19 protein-coding genes are annotated in these 22,891 nt (G+C 61.3%); 12 read left to right on the top strand and 7 right to left on the bottom strand.

What is annotated here, in order from left to right:
• Positions 1-175 precede the first annotated feature (175 nt).
• Positions 176-1,669: an aldehyde dehydrogenase gene (locus BXA01_RS15210; protein ID WP_076564540.1), complete on the top strand. Its 1,494-nt coding sequence runs from the start codon at positions 176-178 to the stop codon at positions 1,667-1,669.
• A 260-nt stretch (positions 1,670-1,929) separates the two neighbouring features.
• Complete coding sequence (locus BXA01_RS15205) at positions 1,930-3,075, top strand: MFS transporter (RefSeq protein WP_016772557.1); 1,146 nt, start codon at positions 1,930-1,932, stop codon at positions 3,073-3,075.
• A gap of 33 nt (positions 3,076-3,108) precedes the next feature.
• Here the strand turns inward: BXA01_RS15205 and BXA01_RS15200 are convergent, their stop codons facing one another.
• A complete protein-coding gene (locus BXA01_RS15200; protein WP_076564539.1) occupies positions 3,109-4,677 on the bottom strand; it encodes a phospholipase D family protein in 1,569 nt (522 codons plus the stop codon).
• 61 nt (positions 4,678-4,738) lie between these two features.
• Positions 4,739-6,160 (bottom strand): aminotransferase-like domain-containing protein, encoded by a 1,422-nt coding sequence (locus tag BXA01_RS15195; protein WP_076564538.1) that lies wholly within the window; start codon positions 6,158-6,160, stop codon positions 4,739-4,741.
• A gap of 175 nt (positions 6,161-6,335) precedes the next feature.
• Between BXA01_RS15195 and BXA01_RS15190 the strand changes: the two genes are divergently transcribed.
• Positions 6,336-6,578, top strand: coding sequence for a DUF1127 domain-containing protein (locus BXA01_RS15190; RefSeq protein ID WP_076564537.1), 243 nt, complete (start codon positions 6,336-6,338; stop codon positions 6,576-6,578).
• 126 nt (positions 6,579-6,704) lie between these two features.
• On the opposite strand, the gene BXA01_RS15185 is transcribed toward BXA01_RS15190, so the two are convergent.
• Complete coding sequence (locus tag BXA01_RS15185) at positions 6,705-8,015, bottom strand: NAD(P)/FAD-dependent oxidoreductase (protein ID WP_076564536.1); 1,311 nt, start codon at positions 8,013-8,015, stop codon at positions 6,705-6,707.
• A gap of 146 nt (positions 8,016-8,161) precedes the next feature.
• Between BXA01_RS15185 and BXA01_RS15180 the strand changes: the two genes are divergently transcribed.
• The gene (locus tag BXA01_RS15180; RefSeq protein WP_041476668.1) at positions 8,162-8,515 is read left to right on the top strand and encodes a YkgJ family cysteine cluster protein; all 354 of its coding nucleotides are present in this window, start codon (positions 8,162-8,164) and stop codon (positions 8,513-8,515) included.
• A gap of 120 nt (positions 8,516-8,635) precedes the next feature.
• Here the strand turns inward: BXA01_RS15180 and BXA01_RS15175 are convergent, their stop codons facing one another.
• A complete protein-coding gene (locus BXA01_RS15175) occupies positions 8,636-9,124 on the bottom strand; it encodes an Lrp/AsnC ligand binding domain-containing protein (RefSeq protein ID WP_010465173.1) in 489 nt (162 codons plus the stop codon).
• 153 nt (positions 9,125-9,277) lie between these two features.
• Here BXA01_RS15175 and dadA point away from each other — a divergent pair, with 153 nt between their 5' ends.
• The 6 genes from dadA to BXA01_RS15145 all read left to right on the top strand — a co-directional run bounded on the left by dadA (position 9,278) and on the right by BXA01_RS15145 (position 15,397).
• Positions 9,278-10,582, top strand: a complete 1,305-nt coding sequence (gene dadA / locus BXA01_RS15170) for a D-amino acid dehydrogenase (RefSeq protein ID WP_071172120.1) — start codon at positions 9,278-9,280, stop codon at positions 10,580-10,582.
• Complete coding sequence (locus BXA01_RS15165; protein WP_041476645.1) at positions 10,554-10,907, top strand: RidA family protein; 354 nt, start codon at positions 10,554-10,556, stop codon at positions 10,905-10,907. The genes dadA and BXA01_RS15165 overlap by 29 nt, the downstream gene beginning before the upstream one ends.
• Positions 10,908-10,999: 92 nt before the next feature.
• Entirely contained in the window at positions 11,000-12,073 is a 1,074-nt protein-coding gene (gene alr, locus BXA01_RS15160) for an alanine racemase (protein WP_076564535.1), read from the top strand.
• Between the two features lie 88 nt (positions 12,074-12,161).
• Positions 12,162-12,710 (top strand): cupin domain-containing protein, encoded by a 549-nt coding sequence (locus BXA01_RS15155; RefSeq protein WP_016772566.1) that lies wholly within the window; start codon positions 12,162-12,164, stop codon positions 12,708-12,710.
• A 181-nt stretch (positions 12,711-12,891) separates the two neighbouring features.
• Positions 12,892-13,305, top strand: coding sequence for a c-type cytochrome (locus BXA01_RS15150; RefSeq protein WP_016772567.1), 414 nt, complete (start codon positions 12,892-12,894; stop codon positions 13,303-13,305).
• Between the two features lie 169 nt (positions 13,306-13,474).
• A complete protein-coding gene (locus tag BXA01_RS15145; protein ID WP_076564534.1) occupies positions 13,475-15,397 on the top strand; it encodes an acetyl-CoA hydrolase/transferase C-terminal domain-containing protein in 1,923 nt (640 codons plus the stop codon).
• Between the two features lie 133 nt (positions 15,398-15,530).
• Here BXA01_RS15145 and BXA01_RS15140 read toward each other — a convergent pair whose 3' ends face one another.
• The gene (locus BXA01_RS15140) at positions 15,531-16,103 is read right to left on the bottom strand and encodes a xanthine phosphoribosyltransferase (RefSeq protein WP_016772573.1); all 573 of its coding nucleotides are present in this window, start codon (positions 16,101-16,103) and stop codon (positions 15,531-15,533) included.
• A gap of 57 nt (positions 16,104-16,160) precedes the next feature.
• Entirely contained in the window at positions 16,161-18,170 is a 2,010-nt protein-coding gene (gene rep / locus BXA01_RS15135) for a DNA helicase Rep (RefSeq protein ID WP_076564533.1), read from the bottom strand.
• A gap of 272 nt (positions 18,171-18,442) precedes the next feature.
• On the opposite strand from rep, the gene BXA01_RS15130 reads away from it, so the two are divergent.
• Entirely contained in the window at positions 18,443-20,116 is a 1,674-nt protein-coding gene (locus tag BXA01_RS15130) for a putative bifunctional diguanylate cyclase/phosphodiesterase (protein ID WP_076564532.1), read from the top strand.
• A gap of 127 nt (positions 20,117-20,243) precedes the next feature.
• Here the strand turns inward: BXA01_RS15130 and BXA01_RS15125 are convergent, their stop codons facing one another.
• Entirely contained in the window at positions 20,244-21,638 is a 1,395-nt protein-coding gene (locus BXA01_RS15125) for a NorM family multidrug efflux MATE transporter (protein ID WP_076564531.1), read from the bottom strand.
• Positions 21,639-21,797: 159 nt separating this feature from the next.
• On the opposite strand from BXA01_RS15125, the gene BXA01_RS15120 reads away from it, so the two are divergent.
• Positions 21,798-22,718: a LysR substrate-binding domain-containing protein gene (locus tag BXA01_RS15120; RefSeq protein ID WP_024014781.1), complete on the top strand. Its 921-nt coding sequence runs from the start codon at positions 21,798-21,800 to the stop codon at positions 22,716-22,718.
• Positions 22,719-22,891 lie beyond the last annotated feature (173 nt).

Below are 22,891 nucleotides of genomic sequence, written 5' to 3'. Positions count from 1 at the left end.
AAATGAACACCGCAAGGCTGTATAGCCAGCTTATGTCAAATATATTGAAACAAACCCGGCCGCTGGTTTAGGGTGGCGGGTGCCTCGGGCCGAAAGTGCAGGCTGGCCGGGCAGAATTCTTGAACAGCGCCGCAGCGCTTGCGGTGCTCGTATTCAATAAGAGGAGGACACCCGAATGACCACCCTGACTCGTGCCGACTGGGAACAACGCGCCCGCGATCTGAAAATCGAAGGCCGCGCCTTCCTGAATGGCGAATACACCGACGCCGTTTCCGGCGAAACCTTCGAATGCATCAGCCCGGTCGATGGCCGTCTGCTCGGCAAGATCGCCAGCTGCGACGCCGCCGATGCTGACCGTGCTGTAGAAAATGCCCGCTCCACCTTCAACTCCGGCGTCTGGTCGCGCCTGGCGCCGACCAAGCGCAAAGCCACCATGATCCGCTTCGCCAGCCTGCTGAAACAGCACGCCGAAGAACTGGCGCTGCTGGAAACCCTCGACATGGGCAAGCCGATCAGCGATTCGCTGTACATCGACGTACCGGGCGCGGCGCAGGCGCTGAGCTGGAGCGGTGAAGCGATCGACAAGATCTACGACGAAGTCGCCGCGACTCCACATGATCAACTGGGTCTGGTGACTCGCGAGCCGGTGGGCGTAGTCGGCGCTATCGTGCCGTGGAACTTCCCGCTGATGATGGCTTGCTGGAAACTCGGCCCGGCGCTGTCGACCGGCAATTCCGTGATCCTCAAGCCGTCGGAAAAGTCGCCGCTGACCGCCATCCGTATCGCTGCGCTGGCCATTGAAGCCGGGATTCCGAAAGGCGTGCTCAACGTGCTGCCGGGCTACGGCCACACCGTCGGCAAGGCGCTGGGTCTGCACAATGATGTCGACACGCTGGTATTCACCGGCTCGACCAAGATCGCCAAGCAACTGATGGTCTACGCCGGCGAATCGAACATGAAGCGCGTCTGGCTGGAAGCCGGCGGCAAGAGCCCGAACATCGTCTTCGCCGATGCGCCGGATCTGCAGGCCGCCGCTGAATCCGCCGCCAGCGCCATCGCCTTCAACCAGGGCGAAGTGTGCACCGCCGGTTCGCGCCTGCTGGTCGAGCGTTCGATCAAGGACAAATTCCTGCCAATGGTGATCGAGGCGCTGAAAGCCTGGAAGCCGGGCAATCCGCTGGACCCGGCGACCAACGTCGGTGCGCTGGTCGATACCCAGCAGATGAACACCGTGCTGTCGTACATCGAATCCGGCCATAGCGATGGCGCCAAACTGGTCGCCGGCGGCAAGCGCATCCTCCAGGAGACCGGTGGCACTTACGTCGAGCCAACCATTTTCGATGGTGTGAGCAACGCGATGAAGATTGCCCAGGAAGAGATTTTCGGCCCGGTGTTGTCGGTGATCGCTTTCGACAGCGCCGAAGAAGCCATCCAGATCGCCAACGACACGCCATATGGTCTGGCCGCAGCGGTGTGGACCCAGGACATCTCCAAGGCGCACTTGACCGCCAAAGCCTTGCGCGCCGGTAGCGTGTGGGTCAACCAGTACGATGGCGGCGACATGACCGCGCCGTTCGGTGGCTTCAAGCAGTCGGGCAACGGTCGCGACAAATCGCTACATGCCTTCGACAAGTACACCGAGCTGAAGGCCACGTGGATCAAGCTGTAAGACATTAGCGAGCCCGGTCACGCCGGGCTTCCTGACCAAACAGAGATCCCCTGTGGGAGCGAGCCTCTGTGGTGAGGGGATTTATCCCCGTTCGGCTGCGAAGCAGTCGCTAAACCATTGCACGCGATGTACCTGATACATCGTGGTTGCAGGTTTTGGGGCCGCTGCGCGACCCAACGGGGATAAATCCCCTCGCCACAGGGGCTCGCTCCCACAGTGATTTTGTGGTGCATATAAAAATATCCACAGGAGCGTGGAGCATGCGGTGGGCGACGTATTTCGCCGTGTTGGCTTCTGTCTTGAGTGTCGGTCTGGCCCTGGGGGTCAGCATGCCGCTGGTGTCGTTGCGTCTGGAGGGCTGGGGCTACGGCTCGTTCGCGATCGGTGTGATGGCAGCCATGCCGGCGATCGGCGTGTTGCTGGGGGCGAAGATTTCCAGCCATCTCGCTGCGTATTTCGGCACGGCGAACCTGATGCGTCTGTGCCTGTGGGCCGGGGCATTGTCGATCGGCCTGCTGGCACTGCTGCCGAGTTACCCGATCTGGTTGCTGCTGCGCCTGCTGATCGGGGTGATCCTGACCATCGTGTTCATCCTCGGCGAGAGCTGGATCAATCAACTGGTGGTCGAGCAGTGGCGCGGGCGTCTGGTAGCGCTGTATGGCAGCAGCTATGCGCTGAGCCAGCTGTCCGGTCCGTTGCTGCTGGGGGCGCTCGGTACCGAGCATGATTACGGTTTCTGGGTCGGGGTCGGTCTGCTGACGCTCTCGCCTTTCCTGCTGCTGGGGCGCAGCGGGGCGCCGAGCAGTGAAGCCAACAGCGTGACCTTTGGTGATCTGTGGGGCTTCGCCCGCGAGTTGCCGGCGATTGCCTGGGCGGTGTCGTTGTTCGCCGCGTTCGAGGCGATGATTCTGACGCTGCTGCCGGTGTACTGCCTGCAACAAGGGTTCACCGCCGAAATCGCGCTGGCCATGGTCAGCACCGTGGTGGTCGGCGATGCGCTGCTGCAATTACCGATCGGCGCGTTGGCCGATTACCTGTCGCGGCGCACGCTGTTCGCCGGATGCGCGGTGGTGTTGATGCTGTCGAGTCTGGCCATTCCGATGTTGCTCGACACGCTGCTGATCTGGCCGTTGTGGGTGCTGTTCGGCGCCAGTGCCGGCGGCTTGTTTACCTTGTCACTGATCCTGATTGGCGAGCGTTATCGAGACGATGCGCTGGTTCGCGCCAATGCGCATATCGCGCAGTTGTGGGGTGTCGGTTGTCTGGTCGGGCCGTTGGCGGCAGGGGCGGGCAGTCAGTGGATCAATGGGCATGCGTTGCCGCTGTTGATGGCGGCTGGGGCGTTTGGCCTGGTGCTTTTGTTGTTGCGCCAAGGGGCCTTTGGCACAACGGCGGAAGCAGCCTGAGCGCATCCCACAAGGGATCATCAACAGACGGACTTACAGCATCCGCTCCAGGCCGACGTTGGTGCTGAACCATGAGTTGAAGCGCCGCCACCAGCTCCCCGGTTCCTTGGTCAGGGTATGCATCTGGCCGTTGTCTTCGGTGACCCAGACAACCTTGCCGTCCTCGAGTTTCGCCTGATAACTCAAGGTCGGCGCCATGCCTTGCAGTGCCAGTGCGCGCACGTGCTCGGCCAGTTCCGGGCTGTCGACGAGCACGCCGACTTCGGTGTTCCACAGCACCGAGCGCGGGTCGAAGTTGAACGAGCCGATAAACGATTTGCGCCGGTCGAAGATCATCGCCTTGCTGTGCAAACTCGAATCCGAACCGCGAAACGACTTGCTGTAGAACACTCGCGGCCCGCTGCCGTAGTTATCCCCAGGCTGGCGGCGCAGTTCATAAAGTTTCACCCCGTGTTCAAGCAACGCCTTGCGATAGGGCGCGTAACCGCCATGCACCGCCGGCACGTCAGTGGCCTCCAGTGAATTGGTCAGCAGGCTCACGGAGACCCCGGCATCGGCGCGCCCGGTCAGGTAGACCAGCCCCGGCTGGCCGGGCACAAAGTAGGCGGAAATCATGATCAGCTCTTTGCTGACGCCGGTCAGTTCCGGCGCCAGTTGTGTGGTCAGCAGCAGATGCGGATCCGGTTCACCCTTGGACAGGACCTTGCTCGGCGCATCCCACAGCGCCTGGTTCCAGGCCCAGATCAGCTCTCTGCGCCAGATGTCCATGCGCGGGTCGGTGGTGAACTTCATCAACTGCTGATACAGCGCGTGGTTCTGCTTGCGGGTTTCTTCCAGCGACTCTTCCAGGCGCGTGCGCGTGTTTTGCAGGTCGGCGGCGGTCGGTTGGCTGGAGAGGAATTCGTCGATCGGCTTGCTCAGCGCGCTGTTCCAGTACTGGTCGAAACTGTGTCCGAGCTGCTCGGCCACCGGGCCGATGCTGAGCATGTCGATGTCGGTGAAATTCAGGTTGGGCTCGGCGTCGAAATATTCATCGCCCAGATTGCGCCCGCCGACGATGGCCGCGCTGTTGTCCGCCAGCCACAACTTGTTGTGCATGCGCCGATGCTGCACGGACAGATTGAACAGTCGCCCGGCCGCGCGCGTTACGCCGGTGCTGCGCCCTAGGTGCAACGGATTGAACAAACGAATCTGGATCTGCGGATGTGCCGCCAGCGTCGCGATGATCTGGTCGAGGCCGTCGCTGGTGGTGTCGTCGAGCAGGATGCGCACGCGCACGCCACGGTCGGCCGCCTTCAACACTTCCTCCACCAGCATCCGCGTGCTGATGCCGTCGTGGACGATGTAGTACTGCAAATCGAGGCTGACCTGGGCATGGCGAATCAGCTCGGCGCGGGCGGTAAACGCCTCGCCACTGTCGGAGAGCAAGCGAAACCCCGATTGCCCTTTGTAGGGTGCGGCCTGAGCCTGGATCGAACGGCCGAAGCTGGAGTCCGACGCTGGCAATGCCTGGCTTGGTTCGCGCGGCACATCGAGGCTGGCGCAGCCGCTGAGGAACGAGGCGAGTATCAGTAAAGCGAGTAGGGGCTGTCTGAAGCTCACGTAGGGTCGTTCCGGTTGGCGGCTGAGGTCGGCAATTTGGACGCCGGGCGCGCAAAAAAGGTCAGTCGGTCTCGGCGAGTAATTTGATTGCCGCAGCGCCGACCTTGCGCACCGCTTCTTCGATCTGCGCTGTTGGTTTGGCAGCGTAGTTCATCCGCAGACAATTGCGGTACTTGCCCGAGGCGGAAAAGATGCTGCCAACGGCAATCTGTACGCCCTGATCGTGCAGCGCGCGATTCAGTTTCAGCGTGTCGAAACCTTCCGGCAGTTCCACCCAGAGCATGAAGCTGCCTTGCGGGCGGCTGGCGCGGGTGCCGGCCGGGAAATAGCGCGTCACCCAGTCGATCATCGCGTCACGATTGCGTTGGTACTGCATGCGCATGCGCCGCAAGTGCGGCTCGAAATGGCCGGCCTTGATGAATTCGGCGATAGCGATCTGCGGTTGTGGTGCGGTGGAGCCGGTGCTGATGTATTTCATGTGCAGCACTCGCTCCAGATATCGGCCCGGCGCCACCCAGCCGATGCGCAGCCCCGGCGCCAAGGTCTTGGAAAACGAGCTGCACAGCAACACGCGGCCGTCTTCGTCGAAGGATTTGATCGTACGCGGGCGCGGGTAGGTATAGGCCAGCTCGCCATACACATCGTCTTCGATGATCGCCACGTCGAAACGCTGGGCGAGCGTCAACAACGCGCGTTTGCGCGACTCGGGCATGACGTAGCCGAGCGGGTTGTTGCAGTTCGGCGTGAGCTGAATGGCCTTGATCGGCCACTGTTCCAGTGCCAGTTCAAGGGCGTCGAGGCTGATGCCGGTGAGCGGATCGGTAGGGATCTCCAGGGCTTTCATGCCCAGGCCTTTGAGGGTCTGCATGGCGCCGTGGAAACTCGGCGAGTCCACCGCGACGATGTCGCCCGGCTCGCAGATCGCGTGGATGCTGGTGGACAGCGCTTCGTGGCAGCCAGTGGTGATCACCAGATCGCTGGCGCTCAATTGGCAGCCGGAATCGAGCATCAGCCGTGCGATCTGTTCGCGCAGTTCGAGGTTGCCGTGGATGTTGTCGTAATACAGACCGGGCATGTCCTGCCGGCGGCTGATTCGCGCCAGTCCGCGCAGCAGCGGCTTCATGGTCGGCGAGCCGACATCGGGCATGCCACGGCCCAATTGCACGACGTCCTTGCGCGGTACCGCGCGGATCAATTCCAGCACCTGATCCCATTGCGAAATCTCGACTGGCCGCTGCGCCGGGCGGCCCACTGCGGGCAGCTCCGGCAACTCGCGGCCGACTGGGACAAAGTAGCCAGACTTGGGTTTTGGCGTGGCCAGACCGCTGTCTTCAAGCACGCGATACGCCTGCTGCACCGTGCTCAGACTGACTCCGTGTTCGATGCTCAAGGCACGCACCGACGGCAAACGATCGCCGGGGCGGTAGAAGCCTTGTTCGATGCGGGTGCCGAGCAATTCGGCGAGATTTACATACAGAGTCATGGTGGCCTCGGTGCGTCTTGGTGGAAACCAGTACAGATGCGGCAAAAATCAGTCATTCAGTAGACGAATCGGCAAATCTGTATGGAGTTAATACAGGTTCTTTGAGTCTGTAATGGTTTTGCTCGCCCGCGCATCATGGAATCTCTGGCTACCCAAGTAAACAGGAGCAACGAAAATGAACGGCTTGAGCGATGTGCGGCTGACGTTACACAGTCAGGAACTGGCGGCAGGGCAGAAGGGCAACGCGCGCAATCTGCTGCGTAACGCGCCGTCCGGCCTCAGTCGCTGGGAGCTGTTCTGGCATCGTCTGCACACGCGCAAGGCGTTGTTGGGACTGACGCCGGAGCAGCTCAGGGATGTCGGGCTGACGCGAGAGCAGGCAAGGGAGGAGGGGTTGAAGCCGTTTTGGCGGATATGAATACCGCAGATCGTTCCCACGCTCTGCGTGGGAACGCCGCCCCGGACGCTCTGCGTCCGCTGTGACGCAGAGCGTCACTGGATGCATTCCCACGCGGAGCGTGGGAATGATCCTGACGAAATACCCTCAGACCAACTCTTTCAGCCGATGCCACAACATCCCCAACGCCAACAACGGCGAGCGCAAATGCTTGCCGCCGGGGAAGGTGATGTGCGGCACCTTGGCGAACAGATCAAAGCCGCCGCCGTGCTGTCCGCTGATTGCTTCGGCCAGCAGCTTGCCGGCCAGGTGCGTGGCATTCACCCCATGCCCGGAATACGCCTGGGCGTAATACACGTTCGGCTGCTCGGCGAGCCGGCCAATCTGCGGCAAGCGGTTGGCGCCGATGCCGATCATCCCGCCCCACTGATAATCGACTTTCACCCCGGCCAGTTGCGGGAACACTTCAAGCATCTTCGGTTGCATATAGGCGCCGATGTCTTTCGGATCGCGTCCCGAGTAATGACATGCGCCGCCAAACAACAAACGTCGATCCGCCGAGAGCCGGTAGTAATCGAGCGCCACCCGCTGGTCGCAGACCGCCATGTTCTGCGGCAGCAGGTTGTGCGCCTGCTCTGCGCTCAGCGGTTCGGTGGCGATGATGTAACTGCCGGCGGGCAGGACCTTGCCGCTCAGTTGCGGGTTGAGGTCATTGAGATAGGCATTGCAGCCCAGCACCAGAGTTTTGGCCCGCACCGAGCCCTGCGCCGTGTGCACCTTAACTTCGGGACCGTAATCGATGCGCGTCACTGCCGATTGCTCGAACAATTGCACGCCCAGTTGCTGCGCCGCTGCCGCTTCGCCCAGCGCCAGATTCAGCGGGTGCAGATGCCCGGAGCCCATGTCGATCAAGCCGCCGACATAGCGCTTGGAACCGACCACGGTGTGCATTTCACTGGCCTGCAACAGACGGGTTTCGTAGCGGTAACCGAGGCCGCGCAACTCTTCGGCATCTTCGGCAAAACCGTCGAGATCGGAAGGCTTGTTGGCGAGGTCGCAGTAGCCCCAGGTCAGGTCGCAGGCAATGCCGAAACGCTCGACGCGCCGGCGGACAATCTCCACCGCTTCCAGGCCCATGAGCTTCATCTCGCGCACGCCTTCGGCACCGATGACATTGGCGAACTGATCAAGGCCGTGACCGACACCGCGAATCAACTGCCCGCCGTTGCGACCACTGGCGCCCCAGCCGATCCGGTGCGCTTCCAGCAACACTACGCTGAAACCGCGTTCGGCCAGTTCCAGCGCCGTGTTCAACCCGGAAAAGCCACCGCCGACCACGCAGACATCCGCCACCACCTCGCCTTGCAGCACGGGATGGTCAGGCTGCGGCAGGCTGCTGGCGGCGTAATAAGAGGCAACGTGGGGTTGGCTCGCGGTGGTCTGGGCGCGGGCGGTCATGGGCATCATCCAACGGCTGAGTGTCGAGAAAATTTGACGGAGCATAAGCCGCGCGCCCGAACGTGGGCAACATCGGTCGGCCTGCGGTGTCTGGATCCGGGCTTTTGCGGCACAATCATCAGCCCGCCACTTTGGTCACCGTTTCGATGAGCTGCAACAGTCAGAAAATCCGCACCCTGCGTCAGCAGATCCCCACGTTCGACTGCGTGCCGGGCTGCCACGACTGCTGCGGCCCGGTGACCACGTCGCCCGAGGAAATGGCCCGGCTGCCGCGCAAATCCCGCGCCGAGCAGGATGCGGCGCTGGAAGAACTCAACTGTGTGCATCTGGGGCCGAATGGCTGCACGGTGTATGAAGAGCGGCCGCTGATCTGTCGATTGTTTGGTACGACCAAGACCCTGCCGTGCCCGAACGAGCGGCGGCCGGTGGAGTTGATACATCCACGGGTCGAGAAGCAGATTTTCGAGTACATGGCGGCGAATCGGCAGGTGTTGGTGTAAGCGATCGTTCCCACGCTCTGCGTGGGAATGCCTCTTCGGACGCTCCGCGTTCGGCCTTTGGGACGCAGAGCGTCCCGGGCTGCATTCCCACGCAGAGCGTGGGAACGATCATTGCGGTGATCAATCCGGAATCGGCAGGCAAAGGCTCTCTTTCACCTCTTCCATGACGATGTAGCTCTTCGATTCACGCACATGCGGCAGCTTCAAGAGAATGTCGCCGAGCAGTTTGCGATACGAGGCCATCTCGGAAATCCGCGCTTTCACCAGATAGTCGAAATCCCCTGACACCAAATGGCACTCCAGCACATGCGGCAGCTTCAGCACCGCGCGTCGGAACTCTTCGAATGTGTCGCCGGATTTGTAGTCGAGGCTGATCTCGACGAACACCAGCAGGCTACCCTTCAAATGCTGCGGATTGAGCCGGGCGTTGTAGCCCATGATGATCCCCTCGCGCTCCAGACGTCGCACGCGCTCGGTGCACGGCGTGGTCGAGAGGCCGACCTTTTCCCCGAGCTCGGTAAAGGAAATCCGCCCGTCCGCCTGGAGGATTCGCAGGATGTTGCGGTCGATCTTGTCCAGCTCACGTTTGGTCTGAGTGTTGGTACGCATAGGGGATGCGCCTCCGTGAAAAGGGTTTTTGCCGAGAATTGTCGCCAAATATAGGCGCTTATATAGTGAAAAGCACTGGCATTTCTTTTTTACACTGCGCCCATCATTGCTCTAACAAACAGTTCGGCGAAAAGCCGCGATGAGGGATTGAAAATGCGCGTCATGGTCTTGGGTAGCGGCGTCATCGGTACCGCCAGTGCTTACTATCTGGCCCGTGCCGGGTTTGAAGTGGTGGTGGTCGACCGGCAGCCTGCTGCGGCCATGGAGACCAGTTTCGCCAACGCCGGCCAGGTCTCGCCGGGTTACGCCTCGCCGTGGGCCGCGCCGGGCGTGCCGCTCAAGGCCATCAAGTGGTTGCTGCAACGCCATGCGCCATTGGCGATCAAGGCCACCGCCGATATCGACCAATACCTGTGGATGGCGCAAATGCTGCGCAACTGCACCGCCAGCCGTTACGCGGTGAACAAGGAGCGCATGGTGCGTCTGTCCGAGTACAGCCGCGACTGCCTCGATGAATTGCGCGCCGAAACCGGTATCGCCTACGAAGGCCGCAGCCTCGGCACCACGCAGTTGTTCCGCACTCAGGCGCAGCTGGATAACGCCGCCAAAGACATCGCCGTGCTGAAAGAGTCCGGCGTGCCGTTTGAAGTCCTCGACCGCGCCGGCATTGCCCGCGTCGAACCGGCTCTGGCAGGCGTGACTGACATTCTCGCTGGCGCCCTGCGTCTGCCCAACGACCAGACCGGCGACTGCCAGATCTTCACCACCCGTCTCGCCGAAATGGCGCGCAAGCTCGGTGTGGAATTCCGTTTCGGCCAGGACATCCAGAAACTCGACTACGCCGGTGATCGCATCAACGGTGTGTGGATCGACGGCAAGCTGGAAACCGCTGACCGCTACGTGCTGGCGCTGGGCAGCTACTCGCCGCAACTGCTCAAGCCGTTGGGCATCAAGGCCCCGGTGTATCCGCTCAAGGGCTACTCGCTGACCGTGCCGATCACCAACCCGGACATGGCGCCAACGTCGACCATTCTCGACGAGACCTACAAGGTCGCGATCACCCGTTTCGACAACCGCATCCGCGTCGGCGGCATGGCCGAGATCGCCGGTTTTGACCTGTCGCTGAACCCGCGTCGGCGCGAAACCCTGGAGATGATCGTCAACGACCTTTATCCTCAGGGCGGCAATCTGGCCGAGGCGAGTTTCTGGACCGGCCTGCGCCCGACCACCCCGGACGGTACGCCGATCGTTGGCGCCACGCCGTTCAAGAATCTGTTCCTCAACACCGGTCACGGTACGCTCGGCTGGACCATGGCCTGTGGTTCCGGCCGTTTGCTCGCCGACCTGATGGCGAAGAAAAAGCCGCAGATCAGCGCTGAAGGCCTCGATATTTCCCGTTACGGCAACCAGACCCAGGAGTCCGCAAAACATGTCAATCCAGCGCCAGCTCACCAATGAGCGCATGAGTCAGATCGTCAGCCACAACGGCACCGTGTATCTGGCCGGGCAGGTCGGCGACGACTTCGACGCCGGAATTGAACAGCAGACCCGCGAGGTGCTAGCCAACATCGAGCGCTTGCTCGATCTGGCCGGGACGGACAAGCAGCATCTGTTGTCGGCGACGATCTACCTGAACGACATCGAAGCGCACTTCGCCGGAATGAACGCGGTGTGGGATCAGTGGCTGCCAAAAGGCGCCGCGCCGGCCCGTGCCACCGTCGAAGCGAAGATGGCCAAGCCGAGCATTCTGGTGGAGATCTCCATCGTCGCCGCGCTGCCATAACGTTCCCAAGATCCCTCTCCCGGTGCTGTTGGCGGTTCACGTCGTCAGTCAGCGCCGGTTTTTCTTCCCATGACCGCCCAGAAGTTGCCGCCATGCGTCCTGCCCGTGCCCTGATCGACCTTCAAGCCCTGCGCCACAACTACCGAATTGCCCGCGAAGTCACCGGCGCCAAGGCGCTCGCCGTGATCAAGGCGGACGCCTACGGCCATGGCGCGGTACGTTGCGCCCAAGCGCTGGAAGCCGAAGCGGACGGTTTTGCCGTGGCCTGCATCGAAGAAGCATTGGAGCTGCGCGCTGCCGGAATTCGCGCTCCGGTACTGCTGCTGGAAGGCTTCTTCGAAGCCGATGAGCTGGCGTTGATCGTCGAGCATGATTTCTGGTGCGTGGTGCATTCGCTTTGGCAGCTCGAAGCGATCGAGCAGGCAGTCCTGAGCAAACCGGTCACGGTGTGGCTCAAGCTCGATTCCGGCATGCACCGCGTCGGCCTGCATCCGAAAGATTATCCAGCGGCCTATCAGCGTCTGCTGGCCAGCGGCAAGGTGGCGAAAATCGTGCTAATGAGCCACTTCGCCCGCGCCGATGAACTGCATGCGCAAAGCAGTGCCGAGCAGGTCGCGGTGTTCGAAGCGGCGCGTCAGGGTCTGGCGGCGGAAGTCAGCTTGCGCAACTCGCCAGCCGTGCTTGGGTGGCCAGAAATTCAAAGCGACTGGGTACGCCCGGGCATCATGCTCTACGGCGCGACCCCGTTCGAAGAAGCCAACGCCGTGGCTGAACGCCTGCAACCGGTGATGACCCTCGAATCGAAAGTCATCAGTGTGCGTGAATTGCCGGCCGGCGAGCCGATCGGCTATGGCGCCAGATTCATCACCGACAAGCCGATGCGCATCGGCGTGGTCGCCATGGGTTACGCCGACGGCTACCCCCGCCAGGCGCCGACCGGCACACCCGTGCTGGTGGCGGGCAAACCCAGCCGCCTGCTGGGGCGCGTGTCGATGGACATGCTCTGCATCGATCTGACCGACGTAGCGGAAGCGGGGCTTGGTTCAACTGTCGAGCTGTGGGGTAAAAACATCCTCGCCAGCGACGTGGCAAAGTGGGCCGATACCATCCCGTATCAGATCTTCTGTAACCTGAAACGGGTGCCAAGGCTCTATTCCGAGGGTTAACGCCGCTGCGGGGGCCAGCTGTTGTAAATACTGAACGCTGTCGCCATGATAACGCTCAATATTCTTACAACATCAGGAGGCTCCCGCCTTGGACGTCGGTGAACGACTGCAATCGATCCGCAAGCTCAAAGGGCTTTCCCAGCGTGAACTCGCCAAACGCGCGGGCGTCACCAACAGCACCATTTCGATGATCGAAAAGAACAGCGTCAGCCCTTCGATCAGTTCGCTGAGAAAGGTGCTCGGCGGGATTCCCATGTCGATGGTCGAGTTCTTTTCCGAAGAGATCCTGCAGGACCAACCGACCCAGATCGTCTACAAGGCCAATGAGCTGATCGACATCTCCGACGGCGCCGTGACCATGAAACTGGTCGGCCGCGCCCACCCGAGCCGCGCCATCGCCTTCCTCAACGAAATCTACCCGCCGGGCGCCGACACCGGCGAAGAAATGCTCACCCACGAGGGCGAGGAAACCGGGATTCTGGTGGAAGGCCGCCTCGAACTGGTGGTAGGGCTGGAAACTTTTATCCTCGAAGCCGGCGACAGCTACTATTTTGAAAGTACCAAGCCGCATCGTTTCCGTAACCCGTTCGACGTGCCGGCGCGACTAATCAGCGCAGCCACGCCGGCGAATTTCTAAGCAGAGGGCGCCAGGCCAATATGGCAAAGGCCCCCGAACCGTTTTACCGATGGGCAACAAGATCCCTCTAACCATGGGGTTGTTTCAGTACAGCGGCCTACCCGCTATACTTGCGCCCGCCTGCGAACCGTGGCCGCAGGCGTGAATAGCCACCATTGAGGGTGAACGCGTGAACCTAATTATGAAAATGCTGGCTGCACCAGCAACCGTACTGGCCCTCTGGGCTGTCAGCGCTCAAGCTGCGACAAATGACGACATCGCCAAACGCCTTGAGCCCGTCGGCCAGGTGTGTGTTCAAGGGCAGGAATGCAAGGGTATGGAAGTGGCTGCTACCGCTGGCGGTGGCGGCGGAGCAAAGGCCCCTAAAGACGTGATCGCCAAGCACTGCAACGCTTGTCACGGCACGGGCCTGCTCGGCGCGCCGAAGATCGGCGACAAGGCAGCCTGGAAGGAGCGGGCCGATCATCAGGGTGGTCTGGACGGCATCCTCGCCAAGGCCATCACCGGCATCAACGCCATGCCGCCAAAAGGCACCTGCGCCGATTGCACCGATGAAGAGCTCAAGGGTGCGATCAAAGAGATGTCCGGTCTGTAATCAGCGCCGGCTTTGAAAAAAACCGTCTTCGGACGGTTTTTTTGTGTCTGTGGTTTCTGGTTTCCGATTCATTCAGGCCCTGATCCCTCGAAACCAAATGCTGTCCTTTGCAGCAAACTCAAGGCAATCTCGGTCTACCCCTATCAACGGAACGGGCGGGAGGCTTCAGATGGTGCAGTTGTGTTCGATCGAACAGGCGGTGGACGATGTGCTGGCGCGTTTGCCTGCGCACATCCACATGGGCCTGCCGCTGGGGTTGGGCAAGCCGAATCACTTCGTCAACGCGCTGTACCGGCGCATCAAGGACCTGCCCGAGCGGCAGCTGACGATCTATACCGCGCTGTGCCTCGGTCGGCCGAATCTGGGCGATGGCTTGCAGAAGCGCTTTATCGAGCCCTTTGTAGAGCGGGTGTTTGGTGATTATCCGGAGTTTGATTTTCTCGCCGATCTGCAGCGCGACAGTCTGCCCGCCAACATCCGTATCCAGCAGTTTTTCATGCAGCCTGGCAGTCTGCTCAACAGCGCGCCGGCGCAGCAGGATTACGTCAGCAGCAATTACAGCCATGCCGCTCGCGACATCAACGCAGCGGGTCTCAATCTGGTGGCGCAATTGCTCGCCAGCAGCAGCGAACACCCTGATCGCTTAAGCCTGAGCTGCAACCCCGACATCACCCTCGACCTGTTGCCGATGATCGCCAAGCGCCGCGAGGCGGGGGAGACCATTGTGCTGGTCGGCCAGGTGCATACGGATCTGCCGTACATGCCCGGCGATGCGGAAGTCGACATCGACACGTTTGATCTGCTGATCGACGAGAAGGACAGCAGCACGCTGTTTTCCACGCCGAACATGCCGGTGGGCTTTCAGGATCATTTCATTGGCTTGCACGCCAGTACGCTGGTGCGCGATGGCGGCACATTGCAAATTGGTATCGGCTCGATGGGGGATGCGTTGACTGCTGCGCTACTTGCCCGTCAGGCCGATAACGCCGGTTATCAGGCGTTGCTCGATGACATCAACCTCAGTCAATGGGCGCAATTGATCCAGCGCGAGGGCGGCACCACGCCATTTGCCAAAGGCCTTTACGGTTGCAGCGAGATGTTCGTCAACGGGCTGTTGGTATTGACGGATGCCGGGATCATTCGGCGCAAGGTCTACCCGGATGTGCCGACCCAGGAGCAGGCCAATGCCGGCACCCTCGATGAAGCGGCACAGCCCGACGGTATCTCGGTGCACGGCGGCTTCTTCCTTGGCCCGCGCAGTTTTTATGAGCGGCTGCGCGAGTTGCCGCAAAGCAAGCTGCTTGAATTCAACATGACCCGCATCAGCTACATCAACGAGCTGTACGGCCAGGAAGAGCTCAAGCGCTTGCAGCGCATCGATGCGCGCTTCATCAACACCGTGTTCACCATGACTCTGCTTGGCGCCGGGGTGGCTGATCAATTGGCAGACGGACGCGTGCTCAGCGGTGTTGGCGGCCAGTACAACTTTGTTGCTCAGGGCCATGCGCTGGAAGGCGCGCGATCGATGTTGATCCTGCGTAGCTGGCGCGAATCGGGCGGCGAGGTCAGTTCCAATATCGTCTGGGACTACGGCCACTGCACGATCCCGCGGCACCTGCGCGATATCGTCGTCACCGAGTACGGCATCGCTGATCTGCGCGGCAAATCCGACGCAGCGGTGATCGAAGCGCTGCTCAACATCAGCGATTCTCGCTTCCAGCCGGGGCTGATCGAGCAGGCGCAGAAAGTCGGCAAGCTGCCAAAGGATTTCCGTATCGATCCACGGTTTGCCGATAACACACCGCAACGCTTGCAGGCGATTGCCGCGCGGCACCCGAACCTGTTTCCGGAGTATCCGCTGGGCTGTGATTTCACCGCGATCGAACGTGATCTGCTGCGGGCGCTGAACTGGCTGAAGAGCAAGTTCAAGCTGACCGAGATTCTGGAATTGGGCAAGGCAGCGCTGGATGCGCCGGAGGCCTCAACGTTCCCGGAACATCTTGAACGGATGCAACTGACGAATCCGGAGGGCCTGAAGGAGGACCTTTTCCAACGCCTGCTGCTCACAGGCCTCAAAGCTACCGCGCAATAACTGACCACCCCCAGAACCCACTGTGGGAGCGAGCCTGCTCGCGAAAGCGGTGTGTCATTCACTCAACAGGGTGACTGACACAACGCATTCGCGAGCAGGCTCGCTCCCACAGGAAATAACTAGGGGCCGCTGGTTACTCGATGAAGGTAACGACGCCATCCTTCAGCGATTGCACGCGAGCCAGCGACTCGACGCGGTAGCCCTGCGAGTCCAGTTCGGCGCGGCCGCCCTGGAACGACTTCTCGATGACGATGCCCAGACCGGCAACGGTGGCGCCGGCCTGTTTGATGATCGAGATCAGCGCTTGCGAGGCCTTACCGTTGGCCAGGAAGTCGTCGATGATCAGCACGCGGTCGCTGCTGGTCAGGTGGCGCGGGGAAATGGCCACGGTGCTTTCGGTCTTCTTGGTGAACGAGTAGACGGTCGCCGAGAGCAGGTTTTCAGTCAGGGTCAGCGACTGTTGCTTGCGGGCGAAGATCACCGGCACGCCGAGGTTCAGACCGGTCATGATCGCCGGGGCGATGCCCGAGGCTTCGATGGTGACGATCTTGGTGATCCCCGAGTCCTTGAAGAGCGCGGCGAATTCGTCGCCGATCAGCTTCATCAGGGCCGGGTCGATCTGGTGGTTCAGGAAAGCGTCGACTTTCAGGACCTGATCGGAAAGCACGATGCCTTCTTCGCGGATTTTTTTGTGCAGTGCTTCCACAACAGCTTCCTCTATTGGCGCGATGGGCGCCGAAGGTAGATTAAAAAGTAGTCGATTCTAGCGCTTTAACATCGCGCGTATGTCAGCCAATGCGCTATTGCCACGCACGGCTTTGACTTCAGTCGGTGTGTCGTCGTTGCCTTCCCAGGCCAGATCGTCCGGTGGCAGCTCATCGAGGAAGCGGCTCGGCGCGCAGTCGATGATTTCACCGTACTGCTTGCGCTTGGCGGCGAAGGTGAAGGCCAGGGTCTGACGCGCGCGGGTGATGCCCACGTAGGCCAGGCGGCGTTCTTCTTCGATCGTGTCGGCTTCGATGCTGGAGCGGTGCGGGAGGATTTCCTCTTCCATGCCCATGATGAACACGTAAGGGAATTCCAGACCCTTGGACGCATGCAGGGTCATCATCTGCACGCCTTCGGCACCGTCCTCTTCTTCCTGCTGGCGCTCGAGCATGTCACGCAGCACCAGTTTGCCGATGGCGTCTTCGACGGTCATTTCGCCGTCTTCGTCTTTCTCGAGGGTGTTTTTCAACGCCTCGATCAGGAACCAGACGTTGCCCATGCGGTAGTCCGCCGCCTTGTCGCTGGAGCTGTTGGTACGCAGCCAGTTCTCGTAGTCGATGTCCATGACCATGCTGCGTAGCGCCGAGATCGGATCTTCGCCGGCGCACTGCTCGCGGACCTTGTCCATGAAGCGCTTGAAGCGCGCCAGGCGATCAGTAAAGCGGCTGTCGAGATGTTCGCCCAGGCCAATTTCGTCGGTGGCGGCGTACATCGAGATCTTGCGTTCGGTGGCGTAGTTGCCGAGCTTTTCCAGGGTGGTCGAGCCGATCTCGCGACGCGGCACGTTGATCACGCGCAGGAAGGCGTTGTCGTCATCCGGATTGACGATCAGGCGGAAGTAGGCCATCAGGTCCTTCACTTCCTGACGGCCAAAGAAGCTGTTGCCGCCGCTCAGACGATACGGCACCTGGTGGTGCTGCAGCTTCAGTTCGATCAGCTTGGCCTGATAGTTACCGCGATAAAGAATGGCGAAATCGCTGTACGGGCGGTCGGTGCGCAAGTGCAGGCTGAGGATTTCCATGGCCACGCGCTCGGCTTCGGCGTCCTCGTTGCGGCAGCGGATCACGCGGATCTCGTCGCCGTGGCCCATCTCGCTCCACAACTGTTTTTCGAATTCGTGCGGGTTATTCGAGATCAGCACGTTGGCGCAGCGCAGGATGCGGCTGGTGGAGCGGTAGTTCTGCTCGAGCATGACCACTTTCAAGGACGGATAGTCGTCCTTGAGCAGCATCAGGTTTTCCGGGCGCGCGCCACGCCAAGCGTAGATCGACTGGTCATCGTCGCCCACCACGGTGAACTGGTTGCGCTTGCCGATGAGCATCTTCACCAACAGATACTGGCTGGCGTTGGTGTCCTGGTATTCGTCGACGAGCAGGTACCGCACCTTGTTCTGCCACTTTTCGAGAATGTCGGCGTGTTCTTCGAAGAGCTTTACCGGCAGCAGGATCAGGTCATCGAAGTCCACCGCGTTGAACGCCTTGAGCGTGCGCTGGTAGTGGGTGTAGACGATCGCGGCGGTATGTTCCTTGGGATTGCGCGCGTTTTCCAAGGCCTGGGCGGGCAGAATCAGGTCGTTTTTCCAGGCGCCGATCATGTTCTTGATCTCGTCGACGCCGTCGTCGCCTGCGTATTCCTTCTGCATGATGTCGGTCATCAGGGCTTTGACGTCGGTTTCGTCGAAGATCGAGAAACCGGGTTTGTAGCCCAGCCGCGCATGCTCCTTGCGGATGATGTTCAGGCCCAGGTTGTGGAAGGTGCAGACGGTCAGGCCACGGCCTTCGCCGGCACGCAACAGGGTGCCGACCCGCTCTTTCATTTCGCGCGCGGCCTTGTTGGTAAAGGTCATGGCGACGATGTACTGGGCGCGGATGCCGCAGTTCTGGATCAGGTGCGCGATCTTGCGTGTGATCACGCTGGTCTTGCCGGAGCCAGCACCGGCGAGCACCAATAGAGGGCCGCCGACGTAGTTCACGGCTTCTTGCTGCCGGGGATTGAGTCGGGACATACGAAAATTCGGGAGTCGTTGACGAAATGGGCCGGCATTTTAACAGGCTCAGCGATTTCTGCTGCTCTGTCCGACTTGTGACGCAGCACGCGATTCAGATTTGCCGCTTTTGTTACTTTCACGCAGGATACGCGGGGATTTTGCGGCTAATGTTCTCATTCGTGACACAAAATAACGTTTCGATGCCGTTGTCATCAGACAACGCATTGGTCATTGTTCAGCACACCGGCATAATGCCCCGCCTACATCATTGCAGAGTCTAGGGAGTCAGCTTGTCTACGCCTGTCGAACCCTTGCGTTTGCTGCTACTGGCCGAAGAGCCAGCGTGGACAGCGTTGTTGCGTGAGTGTCTGGCTCCGATGGGGAGCGCGGCGGTGCTGATCAGCGCGCCGAACTGGGATTCGGTCAGCCGCCTGTTCGAGGATAACCGCCACGCGGTATTACTGACTCTGCCGGCGTTGCAACCGCCGCCCGGGCGTTGCAGCCTGCCGACCGTTCTGCTGCTGGAGCACGAACCGGCCACCGCGCCGGTCGGTGTCAGCGACTGGCTGGTGTTCGACGCCCTCGACGCCGGCATGCTCCAGCGTTGCCTGCGCCATGTGCGCGAGCGCGGCGTGCTGGAAAACACTCTTCAGCGCCTCGCCGAACAGGACCCGCTGACCGGTATCGCCAACCGTCAGGGCTTCCAGACCCTGCTCACGGCGCGCCTTGCCGAAGGCGACGGTCGCGGCCTCGCCCTCGGCCATCTCGATCTCGACAACTTCCGTCATGCCAACGACGCTCTCGGTCATCAGGCCGGCGATCGCTTGATCCTGCAAGTGGTCGCGCGGCTGAAAAGTCAGCTGGAGGCCGGCGATCAACTGGCACGGCTGGGCAGCGATGAATTCGCTCTGCTGATCGATACCCGTCGTGCACCGCAACGCGCCGAGTGGATGGCCGAACGCATTACTGAGGCGTTGGCCGAACCTTACTGGGTTGACGGCGAAAGCCTGCTGATCGGTTCCAGCCTCGGCATCGCCCATGCCCGCGCCAATGGTGGTGCCGATCCACTGATGTGGCACGCGCACATCGCCATGCAGCAGGCCAAGAGCACGCAGGGCTGCACTTTTCATATCTTCAACGAACGCATCAACCGCAACGCGCGGAGCATGGCCGACCTCGAAAGTGAACTGCGCCGGGCCTTGCGCCGCGATGAGCTGGAACTGCATTACCAGCCACGCCTGAATCTTGAAGACGGCCAGATTGTCGGCCTCGAAGCGCTGGTGCGCTGGCGTCATGGCGAGCGCGGGCTGTTGCCACCGAGCGAGTTCGTCCCGCTGGCCGAGCAGAGCGGTCTGATCGTGCCATTGGGTTACTGGGTGATTTCCCGCGCCTTGCGCGATATGCAGGCCTTGCGCGAGCAGGGTCTGCCGGCGCTGCACATGGCGATCAACCTGTCGTTCCGCCAGTTTCAGGACAGCCAGTTGCTGCCGACGCTCAGCCGCCTGATTGCCGAACGTGGGGTGGAGGCGCAGTGGCTGGAATTCGAACTGACCGAAACCGCGGTGATGCGGCGCAGCGATCTGGTCAAACAGACCATGGACGCCCTCGGCCGCCTCGGCGTGCGCTTCTCGCTGGACGATTTCGGCACCGGGTTTTCATCATTCGTGCACCTCAACAGCCTGCCGATCACCTTGTTGAAGATCGACAAGAGTTTTGTCGGCGGCATGGAACAGCGCGAAGAGAACCGCAAACTGGTGCACGCGATGATCAACCTCGCGCACAACCTTCATCTGGAAGTGGTCGCCGAGGGCGTCGAGACGCCGGAGCAACTGGAGTTGTTGCGCGGGTTCGGCTGCGATCAGGTACAGGGTTATCTGATCAGCCGACCGTTGCCGCTGGATGAGCTGGTGGAATATCTGACCTCGGGATCGAGCCAGCAGCCGGCTTTGGAAATCGTCGGTTGATCACGATTGTTGCGGCCGGCACAAATCCCCGTGGGAGCGAGCCTGCTCGCGAAGGCGTTCTGTCAGCTGAATGATCTGGGCCTGACACTCGGTCTTCGCGAGCAGGCTCGCTCCCACAAAGGAACCCTCATTCGGCCTGGGGGATGTTGAAACCTTGAGCTTGCGGCTCGCGCCGAATCATCCGCTGCATCTTCCATTCGAACGCCAGTGTCAGGCTTACCGCTGCGCACGCCAAGCCCAACGCCAAACCCCACCAGACGCCGGTCGGTCCCCAATTGAGATGGAAAGCCATCCACCACGCCGCCGGTGCGCCAATCAGCCAATAGCAAGCGAGCCCGACCAGAAACGTAGTCTTGGCATCCTTGAGCCCGCGAATACAGCCCATGGCAATCGTCTGCGTGCCGTCGAATAGTTCGAACCACGCCGCTACGGCCAGCAGGCTCACCGCCAGACGGATCACCTCGGCAAACGCCGGATCGTTGTGGTCTAGGAACAGGCCGACCAACTGGTTCGGCCACAGCCAGAACACCAGGGCGAAGCCGAGCATCACCACGGCGCCGAAGGCGATGCCGACACGCCCGGACATGCGCGCATCGACCAGTTGCCCGGCGCCATAGTGCTGGCCGACGCGCATGGTGATGGCATAGGACATCCCGGCCGGGACCATGAACGCCACCGACACGATCTGCAGAGCAATCTGATGCGCGCCCATCTGCGTACTGCCCATGGTGCCCATGCACAGCGCAGCGAAAGCGAACAACCCGACCTCTACCGCATAGGTGCCACCGATCGGCAGGCCCAGGCGCCAGAGTTCCTTGAGGTATTGCCGGTTCGGTCGCGACAGGCCGGCGCGCAACGGATAAGCGTCATACGCCGGATGCCGGCGGATATGCCAGGCCAGCGCCAGTGCCATGCAGTTGGCGACAATCGCTGTGACCAGACCAATGCCGGTCAGACCCAGCTGCGGCAGGCCGAACATGCCGGTAATCAGCGCGTAGTTGAGCAGGAAGTTGGCCACCGTGCCGGCGAGGCTGATGACCATCACTGGCGTCGCCCGGCCAATCGCACTTGTAAAACCGCGCAGGGCCATGAAGCTCAGATAACCGGGCAGGGCGAAGGGCAGGGCGATGAGAAATTGCCCGGCGGCGTTGACGTTGGTTTCGGTTTGGCCGAACAGCAGCAACACCGGTTTGAGGTTCCACAACAACAGCCCGCCGCCGAGGGCCATCAGCCAGGCCAGCCACAACCCGGCCTGTGTCAGGCGCGCGGCACCGATGATGTCGCCGGCACCCTGACGGATTGCCACCAGTGTGCCGACCGCTGCAATCACGCCGATGCAGAAAATCGACACGAACGAGTAGCTCGCGGCACCAAGGCCGCCACCGGCCAGCGCTTCGGGGCTGAGGCGCGCCATCATCAGGGTGTCGGTCAGCACCATCAGCATGTGCGCCAACTGCGAAGCGATCAGCGGCCCCGCCAGCCGCAGAATGGCCCAGAGTTCGGTACGCACAGGATGCTGCATGGTCATCACCACCCAAATATCAGAGGAAGCAGAAGAGCGTCGATTCTCGGCGCTTGGCAGGCTTTGCACAAAGGGATAAAAAGGATGGGTGGCATGATTAATACTCATCCTGAATCGTCCTGCCGAATTGGCTGTATCCCCGCTATTGGAGCTTTATGTATGTCCCGACGCCTTCCGCCGTTGTATGCCCTGCGCGCATTCGAAGCGGCAGCGCGACACAGCTCGTTCACCCGCGCGGCGGAAGAACTGTCGATCACCCAGAGCGCGGTCAGTCGGCACATGCGCACGCTTGAGGAACACTTCGCCTGCCGGCTGTTTCACCGCAGCGGGCGCAATCTGCAACTGACCGAATCGGCGCGGCTGCTGCTACCCGGTATCCGCGAAGGCTTCGCCGCCCTCGAGCGCGCCTGCAATACCTTGCGCGCCGAGGACGACATCCTGCGCATGAAAGCGCCATCGACCCTGACCATGCGTTGGCTGTTGGCGCGGTTGAGTCGCTTCCGCCATTTGCAGCCGGGCAATGAGGTGCAATTGACCAGCGCATGGATGGATATCGATTCGGTGGACTTCAACAATGAACCGTTCGATTGCGCGGTGTTGCTCAGTGACGGGCATTTCCCGCCGGACTGGGAAGCGAGCCTGCTGTTTCCCGAAGAATTGATCCCGGTCGGCGCGCCGAACCTGCTCAATGATCAACCTTGGGACGTGGCGCGTCTGGCGACGGCTGAACTGCTGCACCCGACCCCGGATCGCCGCGACTGGCGCAGTTGGCTGGAGCGCATGGGCCTGTCCGATCAGGTTTCGCTCAAGGGCGGGCAAGTGTTCGATACGCTGGAGCTGGGCATGATCGCGGCGGCGCGCGGCTATGGCGTTTCGATGGGGGATCTGTTGATGGTTGCCGAAGATGTTGCGCAAGGGCGCTTGAGCCTGCCGTGGCCAACGGCCGTCGCCAGTGGCCTGAATTATTACCTGGTCTGGCCAAAGCCGCGCCCGGGAGGTGAACGTTTGCGCCGCCTCAGCGATTTTCTCCAAGGCGAAGTCCGCGCCATGCAATTGCCGGCGGTAGAGCGCTTGAGCTGAAACGTTCGAGCCGGCACAATGCCACTACTGCGCCATACCCACGCAATCCGCTCAAGTATTCGGTTTTACCGCCGACTACGAGCATGTGGAACCGTCGTGCCGGTTCCGCGCTACCCCCATTATTAGAATATTTTCCGGGCAATTACCGCGATCAAGGAGGATTCGGTGGCTCG

The organism is Pseudomonas sp. B10, assembly GCF_900156235.1.
Classification (GTDB): Bacteria; Pseudomonadota; Gammaproteobacteria; order Pseudomonadales; family Pseudomonadaceae; genus Aquipseudomonas; species Aquipseudomonas siliginis.
Note: the sequence above shows the minus strand (reverse complement) of the source record. Positions and strands in the feature narration are given on the sequence as shown.